At 59.4% G+C, this 17,295-nt stretch carries 18 protein-coding genes; 14 read left to right on the top strand and 4 right to left on the bottom strand.

What is annotated here, in order from left to right:
* The 14 genes from EXN68_RS10670 (at position 1) to EXN68_RS10605 (ending at position 13,299) form a co-directional block, all read left to right on the top strand.
* Positions 1–1,110 carry a carbon-phosphorus lyase complex subunit gene (locus tag EXN68_RS10670; protein ID WP_142840799.1) on the top strand — a complete coding sequence of 370 codons (1,110 nt, stop codon included), beginning with the start codon at positions 1–3 and terminating at the stop codon, positions 1,108–1,110.
* Positions 1,111–1,243: 133 nt separating this feature from the next.
* Positions 1,244–2,146 (top strand): alpha-D-ribose 1-methylphosphonate 5-phosphate C-P-lyase PhnJ, encoded by a 903-nt coding sequence (locus EXN68_RS10665; protein ID WP_065114568.1) that lies wholly within the window; start codon positions 1,244–1,246, stop codon positions 2,144–2,146.
* On the top strand, positions 2,143–2,919 hold the full coding sequence (gene phnK / locus EXN68_RS10660) for a phosphonate C-P lyase system protein PhnK (RefSeq protein WP_003524419.1): 777 nt from the start codon (positions 2,143–2,145) through the stop codon (positions 2,917–2,919). Before EXN68_RS10665 ends, phnK begins: the two co-directional genes overlap by 4 nt.
* 4 nt (positions 2,920–2,923) lie before the next feature.
* Entirely contained in the window at positions 2,924–3,631 is a 708-nt protein-coding gene (gene phnL, locus EXN68_RS10655) for a phosphonate C-P lyase system protein PhnL (protein ID WP_142840798.1), read from the top strand.
* Positions 3,628–4,245 (top strand): transferase hexapeptide repeat family protein, encoded by a 618-nt coding sequence (locus tag EXN68_RS10650; RefSeq protein WP_142840797.1) that lies wholly within the window; start codon positions 3,628–3,630, stop codon positions 4,243–4,245. Before phnL ends, EXN68_RS10650 begins: the two co-directional genes overlap by 4 nt.
* Positions 4,246–4,482: 237 nt before the next feature.
* Entirely contained in the window at positions 4,483–5,343 is an 861-nt protein-coding gene (gene phnC, locus EXN68_RS10645; protein WP_142840796.1) for a phosphonate ABC transporter ATP-binding protein, read from the top strand.
* 85 nt (positions 5,344–5,428) lie between these two features.
* On the top strand, positions 5,429–6,334 hold the full coding sequence (gene phnD, locus EXN68_RS10640) for a phosphonate ABC transporter substrate-binding protein (RefSeq protein ID WP_142840795.1): 906 nt from the start codon (positions 5,429–5,431) through the stop codon (positions 6,332–6,334).
* A 70-nt stretch (positions 6,335–6,404) separates the two neighbouring features.
* Positions 6,405–7,391 (top strand): phosphonate ABC transporter, permease protein PhnE, encoded by a 987-nt coding sequence (gene phnE, locus EXN68_RS10635; protein ID WP_142840794.1) that lies wholly within the window; start codon positions 6,405–6,407, stop codon positions 7,389–7,391.
* Positions 7,391–8,740, top strand: coding sequence for a phosphonate ABC transporter, permease protein PhnE (gene phnE / locus EXN68_RS10630; protein WP_142840793.1), 1,350 nt, complete (start codon positions 7,391–7,393; stop codon positions 8,738–8,740). Before phnE (EXN68_RS10635) ends, phnE (EXN68_RS10630) begins: the two co-directional genes overlap by 1 nt.
* A 289-nt stretch (positions 8,741–9,029) precedes the next feature.
* Positions 9,030–9,728 (top strand): DUF1045 domain-containing protein, encoded by a 699-nt coding sequence (locus EXN68_RS10625; RefSeq protein WP_161991291.1) that lies wholly within the window; start codon positions 9,030–9,032, stop codon positions 9,726–9,728.
* Complete coding sequence (locus EXN68_RS10620) at positions 9,725–10,861, top strand: alpha-D-ribose 1-methylphosphonate 5-triphosphate diphosphatase (RefSeq protein WP_142840791.1); 1,137 nt, start codon at positions 9,725–9,727, stop codon at positions 10,859–10,861. The genes EXN68_RS10625 and EXN68_RS10620 overlap by 4 nt, the downstream gene beginning before the upstream one ends.
* Positions 10,858–11,451: a phosphonate metabolism protein/1,5-bisphosphokinase (PRPP-forming) PhnN gene (gene phnN / locus EXN68_RS10615; protein WP_161991290.1), complete on the top strand. Its 594-nt coding sequence runs from the start codon at positions 10,858–10,860 to the stop codon at positions 11,449–11,451. The genes EXN68_RS10620 and phnN overlap by 4 nt, the downstream gene beginning before the upstream one ends.
* Before the next feature lie 93 nt (positions 11,452–11,544).
* Complete coding sequence (locus tag EXN68_RS10610) at positions 11,545–12,585, top strand: helix-turn-helix domain-containing protein (protein WP_142840790.1); 1,041 nt, start codon at positions 11,545–11,547, stop codon at positions 12,583–12,585.
* 468 nt (positions 12,586–13,053) lie between these two features.
* Positions 13,054–13,299 (top strand): helix-turn-helix domain-containing protein, encoded by a 246-nt coding sequence (locus EXN68_RS10605; protein WP_142840789.1) that lies wholly within the window; start codon positions 13,054–13,056, stop codon positions 13,297–13,299.
* Between the two features lie 222 nt (positions 13,300–13,521).
* Here EXN68_RS10605 and EXN68_RS10600 read toward each other — a convergent pair whose 3' ends face one another.
* From EXN68_RS10600 to exbB, 4 genes are all read right to left on the bottom strand, one after another.
* Positions 13,522–14,511, bottom strand: coding sequence for an Ldh family oxidoreductase (locus EXN68_RS10600; RefSeq protein ID WP_142840788.1), 990 nt, complete (start codon positions 14,509–14,511; stop codon positions 13,522–13,524).
* Between the two features lie 129 nt (positions 14,512–14,640).
* Complete coding sequence (locus tag EXN68_RS10595; protein ID WP_142840787.1) at positions 14,641–15,567, bottom strand: TonB family protein; 927 nt, start codon at positions 15,565–15,567, stop codon at positions 14,641–14,643.
* The gene (gene exbD / locus EXN68_RS10590) at positions 15,564–16,049 is read right to left on the bottom strand and encodes a TonB system transport protein ExbD (RefSeq protein WP_046799164.1); all 486 of its coding nucleotides are present in this window, start codon (positions 16,047–16,049) and stop codon (positions 15,564–15,566) included. The genes EXN68_RS10595 and exbD overlap by 4 nt, the downstream gene beginning before the upstream one ends.
* Before the next feature lie 6 nt (positions 16,050–16,055).
* Entirely contained in the window at positions 16,056–17,264 is a 1,209-nt protein-coding gene (exbB, locus tag EXN68_RS10585) for a tonB-system energizer ExbB (protein WP_142840786.1), read from the bottom strand.
* Between the last annotated feature and the right edge of the window lie 31 nt (positions 17,265–17,295).

Here is a 17,295-nt window from a genome sequence, read left to right as displayed (position 1 = left end):
ATGTATGTTGCTGTCAAAGGCGGGGAAACCGCCATCGCCAACGCCCATCGGCTTCTGGCCGACAAGCGGCGCGGCGACCGTGACCTGCCGGCGATGACGGTCGCGCAGATCGTTTCGCAGCTTTCACTCGCCGTCGACCGCGTCATGGCGGAAGCCTCACTTTATGATCAGTCGCTTGCAGCCCTTGCCGTCAAGCAGGCACGCGGCGACATGATCGAGGCCATCTTCCTGCTGCGCGCCTACCGCACTACCTTGCCGCGCTTCGGTTATTCGCTGCCGGTCAATACGGCGGACATGACGGTGCAGCGACGCGTTTCGGCAACCTACAAGGACTTGCCGGGCGGGCAATTGCTGGGACCGACCTTCGATTATACCCATCGCCTGCTCGACCCTTCGCTGCTCGAAGACGAGGTTGTCGAAACCGCTGCCATTCGTGAAGGCGAACCGGATTATGTCATGCGGGTTTCCGACATTCTCGCCGAGGAAGGGCTGATCGAAAGCGATGGCGATATGCCTGACGATCATATTGCCGGCGATCTGACGCGCGAGCCGATGGAGTTTCCGATGCCACGCGACCTGCGCCTGCAATCGCTGGCGCGTGGCGACGAGGGCTTCCTTCTCGCACTCGCCTATTCGACGCAGCGCGGCTACGGCCGCACGCATCCTTTCGTCGGGGAAATCCGCATCGGCGATGTAGAAGTGGAGCTGGAGGTTCCCGAACTCGGCTTTGCCGTCTCGCTTGGCGACATTCAGGTTACCGAATGCCAGATGGTCAACCAGTTCAAGGGTTCGGCCAAGGCGCCACCACAGTTCACCCGCGGTTACGGGCTCGTGTTCGGCCAGAGCGAACGCAAGGCGATGGCCATGTCGCTGGTCGACAGGGCACTGCGGGCGGGCGAGTTCGGCGAAGATGTCGTTGCCCCGGCGCAGGATGAGGAATTCGTCATCTCACACGCCGACAATGTGCAGGCGACGGGTTTTGTCGAACACCTGAAACTGCCGCATTACGTGGATTTTCAGGCCGAACTCGGTCTGGTCAGGAAAATGCTCGCCGATTTCGAGGCGATCAACACTGATGGCGCGGAATGGATGGGCGATGCGGCCGAATAGCTCAGCGGCTGTGCTGCTCACCAAACCAGTAAGCGCAAAAGACGGTCGATGCTGCAAACACAGCAAAGAACATGGCTGCAAGAATTCCAATCTCCATGAGCTTGTACTCCTTTTTTCGCAAGGTTAACGCGCAATGCTTGAAGAAGTTTCATTTGACGACGGGCTGGCTGCCTACAACTTCGCCTATCTGGACGAACAGACCAAGCGGATGATCCGCCGGGCGATCCTGAAGGCCATCGCCATTCCCGGTTACCAGGTCCCCTTCGCTTCCCGTGAAATGCCCATGCCCTATGGCTGGGGCACCGGCGGCGTGCAGCTCACCGCTTCCATCGTCGGCCCCGACGATGTGCTGAAGGTGATCGACCAGGGTGCCGACGACACCACCAACGCGGTATCCATTCGTGCCTTTTTCCAGAAGGTGGCGAATGTTGCCGTCACCACCCGCACCAGGGATGCGACCATCATCCAGACGCGGCACCGTATTCCGGAAGAAGAACTGCATTCCGGACAGGTTCTGGTCTATCAGGTTCCCATTCCCGAACCCTTGCGCTTCCTTGAGCCACGCGAAACCGAAACCCGCGTCATGCACGCGCTGGAAGAATACGGCCTGATGCACGTCAAGCTCTACGAGGACATCGCCCGCAACGGCCGCATCTCCACCACCTATGCCTATCCGGTGAAGGTTGCCGGACGTTATGTGATGGACCCCTCGCCGACGCCGAAATTCGACAATCCGAAAATGAATATGTCGGACGCCCTGCAACTGTTCGGCGCCGGGCGCGAAAAGCGTATCTACGCCGTACCGCCCTATACCGACGTCGTCAGCCTCGATTTCGAAGACCATCCGTTTGAAATCCAGCGCTTCGACAAGCCCTGCGCACTGTGTGGTGCGGAGAATGTCTATCTGGACGAGGTGGTGCTTGATGATAAGGGCGGGCGAATGTTCGTCTGCTCCGATACCGACCATTGCGAAGACCGCCGCGCCCATGGCCACAAGGGCCATATGCTGGCGGATGTGAAGGAGGCCGCAGAATGAGCGACGCACCGCTTTTGAAAGTCCGGGACGTTTCCAAATATTACGGCGACCGCGCCGGTTGCCGCAACGTTTCCTTCGAGCTTTATCCGGGCGAGGTTCTGGCCATTGTCGGTGAATCCGGTTCCGGCAAGACCACGCTTCTCAACTGCATCTCCACCCGGCTGATGCCAACGGCGGGCAGCGTGGAATATCGCATGCGCGACGGTTCGGTACGTGACCTTTACCACATGGGTGAGGCCGAACGGCGTTTCCTGATGCGCACCGACTGGGGCTTCGTGCACCAGAACCCGGCGGACGGGCTGCGTATGGCGGTTTCGGCCGGCGCCAATGTCGGTGAGCGACTGATGGCCGTGGGCAACCGGCATTACGGCAATATAAGGCAATCGGCCAGCGAATGGCTGGAGCGGGTGGAAATCGGCACCGACCGCATCGACGACCAGCCGCGCGCCTTCTCCGGCGGCATGCGCCAGCGCCTGCAGATTGCCCGCAATCTCGTCACCTCGCCGCGCCTCGTCTTCATGGACGAACCGACGGGCGGCCTCGATGTCTCCGTGCAGGCGCGCCTGCTCGATCTGGTTCGCGGTCTCGTCAATGATCTCGGCCTTGCCGTCGTCGTCGTCACCCATGATCTGGCCGTGGCACGACTGCTGTCTCATCGCATGATGGTGATGAAGGGCGGCGACGTCATCGAGCATGGTCTCACCGACCGGGTGCTGGATGATCCGCGCGAGCCCTACACGCAATTGCTTGTTTCCTCCATTTTGCAGGTTTGACGCCATGGCGACGCCCCTTATCGTTTCAGAAGTCTTCAAAAGCTTCACCATGCATCTTCGCGACGGCATCGAGCTGCCCGTTGTCCGCGATGTCAATTTCTCCGTTTCGGGCGGCGAATGCGTCGTTCTCGGCGGCCCCTCGGGTATCGGCAAAAGCTCGATCCTGAAAATGCTCTATGGCAACTACGCCATCGACAGCGGGCAGATCCTCATCCGTCATGAGGATCAGGTCGTTGATATCGGCAATGCCTCGCCGCGTACGATCCTCGAAATTCGCCATCGCACCATCGGTTATGTCAGCCAGTTCCTGCGCACCGTGCCGCGTGTTCCGGCAATCGACGTCGTTGCCGAACCGCTCTTCGCGCGCAAAGTGGCCGCCGAGGAGGCGCGTGAGCAGGCAGCTATGCTGCTGTCGAAACTCAACCTGCCGCGCGAACTGTGGTCCCTGCCGCCGGCGACCTTCTCGGGCGGCGAGCAGCAGCGCGTCAACATAGCGCGCGGCTTCATCACCGATCATGCGATCCTGCTTCTCGATGAGCCGACCGCATCGCTGGATGCCGCCAACCGGCGGGTGGTCGTCGACATGATCATCGAGAAAAAAGCCAAAGGCACGGCGCTGCTTGGCATTTTCCACGACGAGGAAGTGCGCGAAGCCGTTGCCGACCGCATTCTCGACGTCTCGCAATTCTCTCCCCGGAAGGCAGCGGCATGAGTGTCAAGGTCGGTCTCGAACCCGTCATTCACGACACCGCCCGCGTCACCAATTCCTCGATCGGCCGCTATACCGAAATTTCGGAGCGCTGCCGCCTCGAGGAGGTTGAGATGGGCGACTACTCCTACGTCATGCAGGATGGCGCGATCTGGTGCGCCACCATCGGCAAATTCGTCAATATTGCCGCTTCCGTCCGCATCAATGCCACCAATCACCCGATGCAGCGGGCGACATTGCACCATTTCACCTATCGCGCCCGCAGCTACTGGGACGACGCCGAGGATGAAACGGATTTCTTTGCCGCACGCCGCGCCAAGCGGGTGGTGATCGGTCACGATGTCTGGATCGGCCATGGTGCGACCCTCCTGCCCGGCGTGACGGTGGGGAACGGTGCGGTGATCGGTGCTGGCGCGGTGGTATCGAAAGATGTCGCACCCTATACCATCGTCGGCGGCGTGCCCGCCCGGCTGATCCGTGAGCGTTTTTCAGCGGAGCTCGGCCGGCGAATGGATAATCTGAATTGGTGGGATTGGGACCATGCAAGGCTGCGCGGCGCGCTCGATGATTTCCGCGCGCTCGCCGCCGAGGATTTCGTGGCGAAATATGGTGGATGAACTCCGCTCATGGCGAGGCAATTGCAGTCCCGGGACCATGTCCCGGGATTTCTGTTTGTCGCCTCCAGACATGCCCGGCGGGATTTCCTGCTCATGACTTGCCTGACGAAAGGTTTGTCGGCGAACCCCTGGGCGTCGTATCTGCGAATTCTGTAATATTTTCTTCATTAAACTGACACGCGCAGTTCATGGACCGCTGTTAGGTCGAACCCCGTCATAAGAAGATTGGACGGGGAAATGAGCTTTCACCTGAAGCAAGTCACGCGCCGTTTCGGCAACCACACCGCGGTCGATGCCGTAAATGTCGAGATACCGCAGGGTCAGATGGTTGGTGTGATCGGACGCTCCGGCGCCGGCAAATCGACGTTGCTGCGCATGATCAATCGCCTCGTCGATCCCTCTTCGGGTTCCATTCACTTCAACGACATGGAAGTTTCGTCGCTGAAGGGTGCGGCGCTGCGCAACTGGCAGCGCGATTGCGCCATGATTTTCCAGCAGTTCAATCTGGTGCCGCGTCTCGATGTGCTCACCAATGTCATGCTTGGCCGTCTCAACCACCGTTCGACGGCGCTCAGCCTGTTCAACATTTTCACCAATGATGAGCGCCTGATGGCAATCGCCGCCCTCGAGCGGCTCGGCATCGAACATGTGGCCATGCAGGCCGCCGGCACGCTTTCCGGCGGCCAGCAGCAGCGCGTCGCCATCGCCCGCGCCCTGATGCAGTCTCCGAAGATGGTTCTGGCCGATGAGCCGATCGCATCGCTCGATCCGCTCAATGCCAAGATCGTGATGGACGCGCTGCGCGACATCAACGAGCGCGAAGGCATCACCGTCATCACCAACCTGCACACGCTGGATACGGCGCGCAATTATTGCGAACGCATCATCGGCATGTCGCAGGGTCGTGTTGTCTTCGACGGAACGCCGGCGGAGCTGACCGCTGCGGCCGTCACGGAGATTTACGGGACCGATTCACAAGGGTCCGGCATCGACGAGACCATGACGTCGACCAGCATCAACATTCCCGGCGCGCAGCTTCCCGCACGGCCGATACAGCAATCTGCCGGTCCCGAACCGCTCGCTCTCGCCGGGCTCTGAGGAACCGCTCAGCATCGTTTGTGCCCGCGTCAAGGGCCGACATTTCACAACAAACTCCGGCTCGCCGGGAAACAGGAGAAAGTCCATGTTGAAGAAAATCCTTCTTTCGGCAGTCGCCCTTGGCGTTCTGGCCGGTTCCGCCATGGCTCAGGACGTCAAGGTCCTGCGTATCGGTCTCGACGGTTCTGAAAACGAAGCCGACCAGATCCGCAACACGAAGTGCGTTGCCGATGGCCTCAAGGCTGCGACCGGCGTTTCCGAAGTTCAGGTTTTCCCGTCGCCGGACTATAACGGCGTCATCCAGGGCCTGCTCGGCGGCACCATCGACATCGCTTCCATGGGCGCTTCCTCCTACGCCAAGATCGCTCTTGCCGATCCGAAGGCCGTCGATCCGATCCTGACCACCGCTGGCGCCGATGGTTCGACCGGCTATTACACGATCATGGTTGCCCGCAAGGACAGCGGTATCAAGACGCTGGCTGACGCCAAGGGCAAGAAGATCGGTTTTGCCGACCCTGACTCCACCTCCGGCTTCCTCGTCCCGAACGTGGCTATCCCGAAGGAAACCGGCGTTCCGGTGAAGGAATACTTCTCCGAGACCGGCTTCGGTGGCGGCCATGAGAACCTCGTTCTCGCCGTTCTCGACAAGAAGTTCGACGTTGGCACGACCTTCGGTTCGGGCGTTGGCAAGTGGGAAGAAGGCTACACGGCCGGCAACCTCTACCAGATGGTCAAGAAGGGCAACCTCGACATGGACGATATCGTCGAAGTCTGGAAGTCGCCGCTGATCCCGAACGGCCCGCTGATGGTTACCAACAAGCTCGGCGACGCCATGAAGCAGAAGGTCGAAGACTTCTTCATGGAACTGCCGAAGAAGGACCTCGCCTGCTTCCAAGGTTTCACCCAGGGCAAGAACACCGCCTACATCAAGGTCGACCCGTCCTTCTACCAGACGATCATCGACGCCCGTAAGTCCGTTATCGGCGGCTGATCCTGCGATCATACCCGGAAGCGGCGGTGCCTTGCGGCGCCGCCGCTTTTGCCAATAAAGGAAAAGCGGCATGACGACCACACTGCATCATGGCACCCTCTCCCCCAAGGGATTGAGCGCATCGTCCCAGACGGTGATGCGTCATTATCAACAGCAGCTTGCGACAAGACGGATTTATACCGTTATTTCGCTCGTGATCTTCCTCGTCATCCTCGCCGCTTCATTGAATTTTGCCAACGCGGCCAATTCAGGCAAATTCTTCGAGCGCCTGCCCTATTTCTTCGACTTCATGAAAACCTTCGTGCCGGACAGCCCGCTTGAAATTTTCCGGGCGATGTTCGACCTGCCGTCACCCTATGCGGACGGTTCGCTGAAATATAACTACGTCGCGGATCGTGTTTACATCACCGATAGCTTCTACATCCCGCACTTCATCTATCAGCTGATCATCACGCTCAACATCGCGCTGGTTTCGACAATCATCGGCACCAGCTTTGCCTTCGTACTGTGCTTTTTTGCCTCCACCAATCTCGTCGGTGCCGGGATCGTGCGCTGGGTCGTGCGCCGGGTAATGGAAGTTTTACGCGCCTTTCCGGAAATCGTCGTTGCCGGCTTGCTGACCGCCATTCTCTCGATCGGTCCGATTGCAGCGATCATCGCGATTTCAGTCCACACGATCGGCGCTCTGGGCAAGCTGTTCTTCGAAGTAGTGGAAAATGCCGACATGAAGCCGGATGAAGGCCTTCGCGCGTCCGGCGCAAACTGGCTGGAACGCGTTCGCTTCGCCATCGTGCCACAGGTCCTGCCCAACTTCGTCTCCTACGCGCTGCTGCGCGCCGAAATCAACGTGCGCGCCTCGACCATCATCGGTGCTGTCGGTGGCGGCGGCATCGGCGAGGTGTTTCGGCTGTCGATCGGCAACGATCATGCTTCCAAGACCTATGCCATCATCATCCTGCTGCTGATCACCATCATCGCCGTCGACCAGTTTTCCAGCTGGCTGCGCCGCAGACTGATCGGCCATCAATCCTTCGAATTCGGACGGGGAGCAGCCTGATGTCCTCCAGCTTCATTCTCAACACTGCCGAGCGCGAAAGGCTGACCGCCGCGCATCCCGCGATTTTCAAACGCGGCTTCATGAAGCGTTACGGTCTGCTGATCGGTATTCTCGCCACCGTCGTCTATCTCATCAGTTGCTTTTTCTTCTTTAATGTCGGGCCGGCTTTCATGCAGGGCCGCTGGGATCGTGCCTCGAGCTATATTCAGGACTGGTATTCCTGGCGTGCCCAGCCGCGCCTGCGCTTCGAAGATGGCAAGGTGGCACCGCAATGGTCGAGCCGCGGGCAATATCCTGTCGACTCAAAGATCGACTGGTTGCAGCCCTTGCCGGATGGCGGCTACAGCGTGATCTATGCGGGCATGGAAAACCGCCTCGACGTGACGCCGACCCGGGTGGACGTTTATGTCGACGGCAAGAACTACCCCGTCATCATCAACGGTGAGCAGGCGCGGGCGCCTGAGGGACTACCGGAAGAAATCCAGCAGGACGGTAACAAGGTTCTCGTGCATTACGGTTTTGCCGGCCAGGCGGAAATCCGCACCAGCCAGGTCTATGTACAGCGCCGCTTCCTTGGATGGGCAAACTTCCTGTTTGACACCAAGTCGGAATTCTGGGGCAAAGGCTATGGCGAACTCGCGGCTCTGGCGCTGTGGGGAGAAAGGCTCGATCCCGAGCGCTCCAATATCAGCCATATGGTGGATGATTTCCTCGACAACAGCGTCTGGCAACATGCAGATATTCTTTCCAAGCTGATGCAGACGCTGGTCATGGCCTTTGTGGGCACGCTGTTCGGCACGCTCGTTGCCCTGCCGCTCGCCTTCATCGCCGCCCGCAACATCACCGCCAACAGGGCTGCCAACTGGGGCATGAAGCGTCTGTTTGACTTCCTGCGTTCGATCGACATGCTGATCTGGGCGCTGTTCTTCACCCGCAGTTTCGGTCCCGGACCGATCCCCGGCATTGCCGCGATCTTCTTTACCGATACCGGAGCGCTCGGCAAGGTCTATGCCGAGGCGTTGGAGAATGTCGATGACAAGCAGCGCGAGGGCGTCAAATCGGTCGGTGCTTCCCCGATTGCCGTCAATCGTTTCGGCGTGCTTCCGCAGGTGCTGCCCGTCTTTATTTCCCAGTCGCTCTATTTCTGGGAAAGCAATACCCGCTCCGCCACGATCATCGGTGCTGTGGGTGCGGGCGGTATCGGCCTGAAGCTGCTGGAAGCGATGGGCACCAACGCCGACTGGGACAAGGTTGCCTATATGGTCCTGCTTATCCTCTTCGTCGTTTTCCTGTTCGACCATATCTCCAATTCGCTGCGTTCGCGTCTGATTGGAAAAACGCAGCACTAGACCATGAAAGATAAGGGCGGGATGTATGCGAAGGCCGTAGGAGCTTCCCTATCCCGCCCTGCTAAAACCACGGGTCCAAAGACGGATTTTTATCCCTGACGCATTCGTCCTGATGTCCGGGCGCCCCCCAAGGGGCATTCCGGGGTTTAACCGCATTTCGAATGTGCTTTTTTCCATCTGCATCATCATTCTGTCACGGAAAGCGATTACCTCGCACTCCTGACCTTGCGGGAAGCGGGCGAGTCACGCCAAATAGCTTCTCATCCCTGGTTTTCCATGACACTGAAGAGTGCTTGCCGTGCGCTACGCCATCTATTTTTCTCCGGCTAAAGATCATCCGCTGACTGAAGCAGCGTCGCGCTGGCTTGGGCGCAATGCATTTTCCGGTACGCTGCATGATGACCATGACGCCTATGCGGACATGACGGAAGAACCCCGCCGTTACGGTTTCCACGCGACCCTGAAGGCTCCCTTCGAGCTTGCGGAAAAATACAGCGAGGCCGAGCTTCTTGCCGCTGTCGAAGGTTTTGCCGCAAGCCAGCCGGCCTTCGATATTCCGCGTGTCGTCGTTGGCGCGCTCGGGCCGTTTTTCGCTCTGGTTCCGGACCGGACCTACCAGCCGCTGCAGGATTTTGCCGCCGAGATCGTCGACCATTTTGACCGGTTTCGCGCGCCTCTGTCGGAGACCGACATTGCCCGCCGGCGGCCACAGATGCTGACGGAAAGCCAGCGGCAAAATCTGTCGCTCTGGGGTTATCCGCATGTCATGGACGACTTCCGTTTTCATATGACGCTGACCGGTCGTATCGACGAAGACGACCAGCCCGCCATGCAGGAGGTGCTTTCGGCGCGTTTTGCCGAATTCGTCGATCAGCCTCTCACCATTTCCGGCCTCGCTTTGTTCATCGAAAAAACGCGCGGCGCGCCCTTTACCGTTCATCGCTGGCACCCGCTTGGCCAGCAGCCAAAGAAAGATGCGAACCCATGACCGAGCACGCCCTCTCCAATGCCCGTATCGTTTTGGAAGACGATATCATTCTGGGATCCGTTCTGATCCGCGACGGCAAGATTGCGGATATCAGTGAAGGCGCCTCCAAAACCGGAGAAGACCTCGAAGGCGACTTCCTGATCCCGGGTCTGGTAGAACTGCATACCGATCATCTGGAGCAGCACTATTCACCGCGCCCCGGCGTGATCTGGGACAAGATCGCCGCCATTCAGGCCCATGATGCACAGGTTGCGTCATCAGGCATCACCACCGTGTTCGATTGCCTGCGGCTCGGCTCGGATGAGGATGGCGGCTTCAAAAAGGGCGAAATGCGGGAAATGGCTGATGCCATCGAAGCGGCGGCGGATCAGAACCGTCTGCGCGCAGATCACCTGCTGCATCTGCGCTGTGAGGTCGCCTCCGCCGATGTACTGGAACATTTCGAAGATTTCGAAACCGATCCGCGTGTGCGGCTGATTTCGCTGATGGACCACTCCCCGGGCCAGCGTCAGTTCCAGTCGATGGACCAGTACATCTTTTATTACCAGAAGAAGCGCGGGCTGAGCGACGAGGCTTTTGGCGAGTTCGTGCGCCGGCGGCAAGCCGCATCGGCCGAATATTCCGCCAAGCACCGGGATTATCTGGCCGCCAGCTGCGCCAAGCGCGGCATCACCGTCGCAAGCCATGACGACGCCACCGAAGCGCATGTGGGCGAAGCCATCGGTCACGGTGTTAAACTGGCGGAATTCCCCACCAGCGTCGAGGCTGCAAAAGCCTCGCATAGCGCTGGCATGAGTGTGTTGATGGGCGCTCCGAATATCGTTCGCGGCAAGTCCCATTCCGGCAACATCGCCGCCCGCGATCTCGCCGAGATCGGTGTGCTGGATGTTCTTTCTTCCGACTATGTGCCGTTCAGCCTGCTTTTCGCACCATTCCTGCTCGCCGATCAGGTGGACGCCATCACCCTGCCGGAAGCGCTCCGTATGGTCACCGCCACACCAGCTCGCACCGTTGGTCTTCTTGACCGCGGCCGTATCGCCACGGGATTGCGGGCCGATCTGGTTCGGGTTCACCGCGAAGATGGCGTACCGGTCACCCGCTCGGTCTGGCGTCAGGGCAAGCGCGTGGCATGACCGGCAACGGAGAAGGCAGCCGGCGCGAGAAAACGCCCGGCACGATGATTGTGGTTGTCGGCCCAAGCGGGGCCGGCAAGGATACGCTAATGGACTATGCGGCAACGCAATTGTCCGGACGGCCCGGCTTCCACTTCACCCGTCGGGTGATTACCCGCAGTGGTGATGCGGGCGGCGAAAATCACGATGCCGTTTCAATGCAGGAGTTCAACCGGCTGCAGGATGAGGGCGCATTCGCCGTCTCCTGGCAGGCGCATGGGCTGAAATATGGTATTCCGGCTGCGGTCTATCGCCAGCTTGAGGCGGGAGACGTGGTCATCGCCAACGGTTCCCGCTCGGCCTTACCCGAGTTCAGTTCCGCCTTTTCCCGTCTCAGGGTAGTGAACATTGTCGCCCGGCCGGAAGTGCTGGCGCGGCGGCTGGAACAGCGCGGACGGGAAAGCCGCGAGGATATTCTACGGCGGCTGGAACGCAGCTCGCTTGCGGTCGTCGGAGATTTTGACGTGACGACGGTGGATAATAGCGGCGCGATCGAAGATGCGGGCAAGACCATCATGCAGGTATTGGAACAAAGCGCCGGCCGCGACTGATCTTGATATCTGAGGCTCGGACCGCTCGACAAAAGGTCACGCAAAGCTTACCATCAGGCGACAAATTCCAAACATGGTACGCCAAGGCGAGGGATGCCCGAAAAGAGGGTCAGTGACGAGATAAGTGTGGTGGCTGGTCTGGCCGCCGGCGTTAGCAATTATGCGCGGTCGCGGGGGATTGATATCGTCCCCATTTGCAAGGCTCTCAATATTGATCCCGCCACTTTCGACAGTCTGACGGAGCGCATAAGTCTCGACAGATTATGCCGATTGCTCGAAACCTGCGCCTTGATTTCCGGTGACGACGCCTTCGGTCTGCAATGCGCCTCCGCATTTCCGGCCGGCGCATCCGGTGCATTTGGTTACGGTTTGATCAGCGCGCCGACGGTGCGGGCTTTCCTGCGGTTTCTTCAGGATCACGTTTATTACGCGACCAACAACAGCAATTTCACCATGGTTGCGGATACCACACATGTAACGCTTTCCTGGTCCTTCGCGCCTGTTATTGCCAAGCGTGATCAATATGTGGATCTTTCCCTGACAGTGCTGATCCAGCGCCTTCGCGATATTCTGGGCGAGCGGATCAATCAGGTCGAAATAGGTCTGGAGCGACAGAAACCGAATAATATTCAGCTATTTAAAGAAAGAATGACCAAACGGATCAGCTTCTCACAGGCGATCCACACGATGCGTATTCCTGTCTCGCTCCTCGACGTGGCCAATCCGAACGCAGATGAGCGGCTGTTCGAACTGATGAACCTGCAATGCCGGATGCTGCGACCGGAAACATCGGCGGATGCAACACATTTCATCGATCAGGTAAAACGGTATATGCAGATGCGGCTGTCGGATGCGGAGCTTTCGCTTGGCGAAATCGCCCCCTACTTCAATCTTTCCGAACGGAGTTTTCAGCGGCGGCTTGCCGAACTTGGCACCAATCTCAACGAGATAAAAGACGCCATACGCAAAAATGCCGGCTTCAAGCTTCTGGTGGAAAGCGACCTTTCGGTGTCCGACATAAGCTATCGACTGGGCTATTCAACGCCCGGTGCGTTTTCGCGCTCCGTTTCCCGCTGGTTTGGGGCAACGCCGACGGATATTCGCAAGAAACATGCGCATCATTCCGCCGGATAAGACAGATTTGCAGCATCAATATTTCGAAAATACACATTAAAATTCAGAATTATGTCGGATTTTTCCGGCTCCTGTGCCGAAACATAACAATAAAAACGTAAAACTTGGCGCGAGATGTTATTCTATCGGTGCAGTATATCGCTTATTAGAGCGCCGCGTGGCCCTTAGGGTTTGACGGAAAACATTCCAAAGCTTTGAATCTGCACATTGTTCTGATCCAGAACCGATTCTGGTTTTGCGAATGTCGGTGTGGCAGCACTCCCTGTGCCTAGGAACAACGTCAATGCGGGGCCGGCTGGCTGCGAAAGCGGCCACTGTTGGATATTCCTGGTGCCAGATGAAACCTATTGGCGAAATTGACGTTTCCGTTCGCGTGCAGACAGAACGTTCGCGGGCGGGCCTCGGGGAATGAAATTATTACCTGATCGCACCGCCGGGCAGGTCAATCTCTTTTGAGGCAGAAAGAACATGTCTTTAAAAACGCCGCATGAACATCGCCAGACGCGCGCGATCGCCCTGTCGGACCGGGAACGGCACTATCTGGGACTGGTGGCGCGGGGTAAACATCCCTCCCACATCGCCCTTGTGACCGGTGGGACCGAGGCCGAGGTGAAGGACACACTGGAAGCTGTGCGTAACCGGCTGGGTGCCACCAATCTGCTGAATGCCGTCAGCATTGCCCTGCTGCGTGGCCTGATCGAGCAGGATATCTGAGGCTTTTTCGCTCCAGCGGCTTATGTGGACGCGTCCCCTTCCCGTAAGCCCAAACCGGATGAGCGGCTTTCTGCGTCAAAATCCCCTCATTTTGATGGCGGGATGGCGGACCAAAAGCGGGCCGGAAATGATTTCCGGTCCATATCGACGCAAATGCAAAGCGGCCATAAACGGTTTGCCCGGCGGATCATCAGGTCCGCCGGGTTTTCATTTTACAACTGTTTAAAGCGACTGGATTTCAGCAAGGATATCGCTTTCGACGACGATGCCGCTTTCCAGCGCCTGCCGGCGAACGCCCTGGCTACGGCGGCCGGGCAAACGCACATTCTCCTGCTTTTCTATCTCACCGGCGATGAGCGCCAGTCGTTCAGTAAAGACTGCACCACCCGAGGACACGGGATCGATGACGATAATCGTGTGGCCGAGTGACGGTGGCGCGCCCTTGTCATCCAGAAGGGAAGAGGCTTCGAACGCGAAATTTCCTCCGGTCAGCGCGGCGGCCATGATTTCCACCATCAGCGCCAGTGCGGCACCTTTCGCCTCGCCGGCGGGCACCATGGTTCCCTCGATGGCTTCTTCAGGATCGGTGGTTGGCCGGCCGTTTCTGTCGAGCGCCCAGTCCCCCGGAATAGTTTCGCCCTTCTGACGGGCCGCCATGATCTTTCCGCGTGCTACCTTGGAAAGCGCCAGATCGATCACCAGAGGATCAACGTCGCCAACCGGGGTCGCGAATGCGATTGGATTGGTGCCATAAAGGGGTTTGTTGCCACCCCACGGGGCCATGGATGCCGGCGCATTGGCGAACATCAGCGCGACAAGACCCATCTCGGCAAAACGTTCGACAGTTAATGCCATGACGCCGGCGTGATGGGAGCGATGGATGGCGGCAAGCGCAATGCCCTGCTGCCGGGCCATTTCAGGCAACTGCTCCAGCGCGCAATCAATCGCCGGATAGGCATAACCGTGGTTGGCGTCGATCGACAGCACACCCGGCTTCACGCGCGTCGCCACCGGCCGCGCCTTGCCATCGACTTTTCCCACCCGCGCCTGGCGGACATAAACGGGGATACGGCGAAAACCGTGACCGCTCTGGCCTGCCGCTTCGGATGCGACGAGCGCCTTCGCCACTGAGCGGGCGTTCTGCGGCAGAACGCCGTTGCGCTCAAAGATAGAGGAGACGAGATCCTCCGCCTCTGCGATTGAGAATTTCATTCCGGAATGCCTCTGCTTGGTAAAGTCGACAAAGACCTACACCATCGAAAACATTCGCGAAATCTTATTCACGCGCAAACGGATGTGCGCGTGAGGAATAGTGGACATGCCCGTTAATTTAAACGGGTTCTAGCGGATGCTGATCGGCAGCGTGATCGTCTTGCTTGCTTCCGGAGGCGGAGCAGGCACGGGTGACGCGCTCTGGATCCAGGCCGCAATCTGCTGGTCGATTGAGGAATCGCCGGTGGACTGGACCACGCTGACCCCACTGATCGCGCCTGCGTCATTGACCCTGAACCGCACCGTTGCCGTCATTGCATCACTGCGAAGCGAACGTGGCTTGCGCCGCTGGATATGGGAACGAACCTTCGATCCCCACTTTGCCGGTGAGGCAGACGACGATGAGAAGAAACCGGCATTGTTGCGCGATGCCGCTGTCCTGTCGGACTGCTGTGCCTCGGCCTTGGCCGTTTCGCGCAATTCCGATGCCTGCTGCGGTTTGGGGCGCTGGCGCTCGACCTTCTTCTTTTCTTCCGGTTCTTTCTTCTCGACCTTCTTTTCAACGGGCGGCGGTGGCGGCCGAATGACAGGCAAGGGAACCTCGATATTTTCGAGTTCCGCCATCATCTGTTCCTGCACGGGGTCGATCTGCTCTACCGGCTCAGGAATTTCCTGTGGCTCGACAATCTCCTCAACCGGCGGTTCCGGCGGCTGCACAGGCTCCGGCGGCGGCGTTTCCGCAACCGGTTCCGGTGGCGGCGGCTCTTCCGGTGGAGGTTCCTCCATCGGCTGGCTGTTGTCGCTCTTCACCTCTTCGGCGTCCTCGACATCCTGCGCCGGTGTCGTTTCTTCAGTGTTGACGGCTTCCGGTATCGCCGCCATCTCAATCATGATCGCGGCTGGCGGTGGCCCGCCAGCATCGAGTTCTTCCGGTTCCTGCATCAGATAATAGGCAAAACCGGCATGAACGCTCAGCATGAGCAGCGCCGCGGCGGACCACAGCGTCACTTCCCCCAGACGGGAATGTCGGGACTGCGGGTAGCCGTTTTCAGTCATGGCGCCGTTCCCGGCGCCGTCGGCGCGGCGGGTTGGGCGGCATTGGCGGGCGGCGATGCCGCACCGACATTTTCCAGACCCACCAGGGCGATCTTCAGGTAACCGGCATCCCTGAGCAGGTTCATGATTTCCATGAAGTGACCGTAGTCGACGGCCTTGTCGGCGCGCAGGAAAATGCGCGTATCCTTCTTGCCGCCCGTCTGCCTGTCAATCGACGCCGCCAGTGCTTCCCGGGCAACGACATCATTGCCGAGGTTAAGCGAGAGATCGTCCTTGACCGTCAGATAAAGCGGTTCTTCCGGACGCTCCGCCGGCTTGGCGGTGGATGCGGGGAGATCGACATTCACATCCACCGTGGCCAACGGCGCAGCCACCATGAAGATGATGAGCAGAACCAGCATCACGTCGATGAAGGGCGTGACGTTGATCTCGTGGTTTTCGGAGAGATCGTCTCCGCTATTTTCGCGAATACCGCCAGCCATGACCGATCACCGTCCAACCAGCGACACTGCGGGCTTGCTGGTGCTGCCCGGCGGAATGCGGCGGAAATCGAGATCGCGGCTCACGAGACGCTCCACGCCGGCGGCGGCATCCGCCAGCAGATGACGGTAACCGGTGATGGAGCGGGCAAAGACGTTGTAGATCACCACCGCCGGAATAGCGGCAACGAGGCCGATCGCGGTGGCGAGCAGCGCCTCGGCAATACCCGGCGCCACGACGGCAAGGTTGGTGGTCTGCGATTCCGAAATGCTGATGAAGGAATTCATGATGCCCCAGACCGTGCCGAACAGGCCGACGAAGGGAGCGGTGGAACCGATAGTCGCGAGAGCACCGGTTCCGCGCGACATGCGGCGACCCGCATGGGTCTCAATACGCGACAGCGCCGAGGAGACACGCTCCTTGATGCCACCGCCGTCCGTGTGTTCGACCACCGCATCGGAAAGCTGCATTTCATGGGTTGCCATGCGCAGCATGAGTGCCGCCGGTCCGCCCTTGTTTTCGACGGCATCAGTCGCTTCAGTCAGGGTTTTCGCCCGGCGAATGACCTTGAGTGTTGCACCGGCACGCACCCGCGCACCCGCGAGCTCGATAGACTTCGCCACCCAGACCGTCCAGGTGACGAGCGACGCGAAAGCAAGGCCGATCATCACGCCCTTCACGACCCAGTCCGCAGCCATGAACATGCCCCATGGCGACAGGTTATGCGGGATATCAGCACGATGTTCGGCACTTGTGGGTTCGGCGCTAGTAGGCTGGGCGCTGGTGGGCTCGGGATTGGCGGGCTCTACCGGAGTAGAGACTTCGTTCGGCGCAAGTGTTCCGTTCGCCTGAGGCGGCTGCTCGGTCTGCGTCGGCTGCGGCGCAGCACCTTCAGATGTGGACTGAGCGGGTGCAGGCTGGTTCGATGGCGGCTGGGCGGGTGTGGCAGCCGGCTGTTCCGGTGTGGTTGCGGAAGGCGGGGTGACAGGCTGGAGCGCCGGAGCGCTTGGCGTTGCGGGCGTTTCCACCGGCGGCTGGGCAGGCTGAACCGTTTCCGCCTGAGGTGCAGGTTGGGCCTGGGGCTCGGATGCTGTCTGAGCCAAAACCGCGCCGGCACTCAGCCCGGCCAGCAGGGTAACTGCCGCAGCAAGGGAAACGTGCCGTGTTTTGTTTGCCCTGTTGAAGGATGCGGAAGAAGTGGAGGTCTCAGCTGACATAATTTTTATCCCGGATTCCGTCGATGAACTC

The sequence above is a fragment of the Martinezella rhizogenes genome, from assembly GCF_007002745.1.
Lineage (GTDB): Bacteria > Pseudomonadota > Alphaproteobacteria > Rhizobiales > Rhizobiaceae > Agrobacterium > Agrobacterium cucumeris.
Note: the sequence above shows the minus strand (reverse complement) of the source record. Positions and strands in the feature narration are given on the sequence as shown.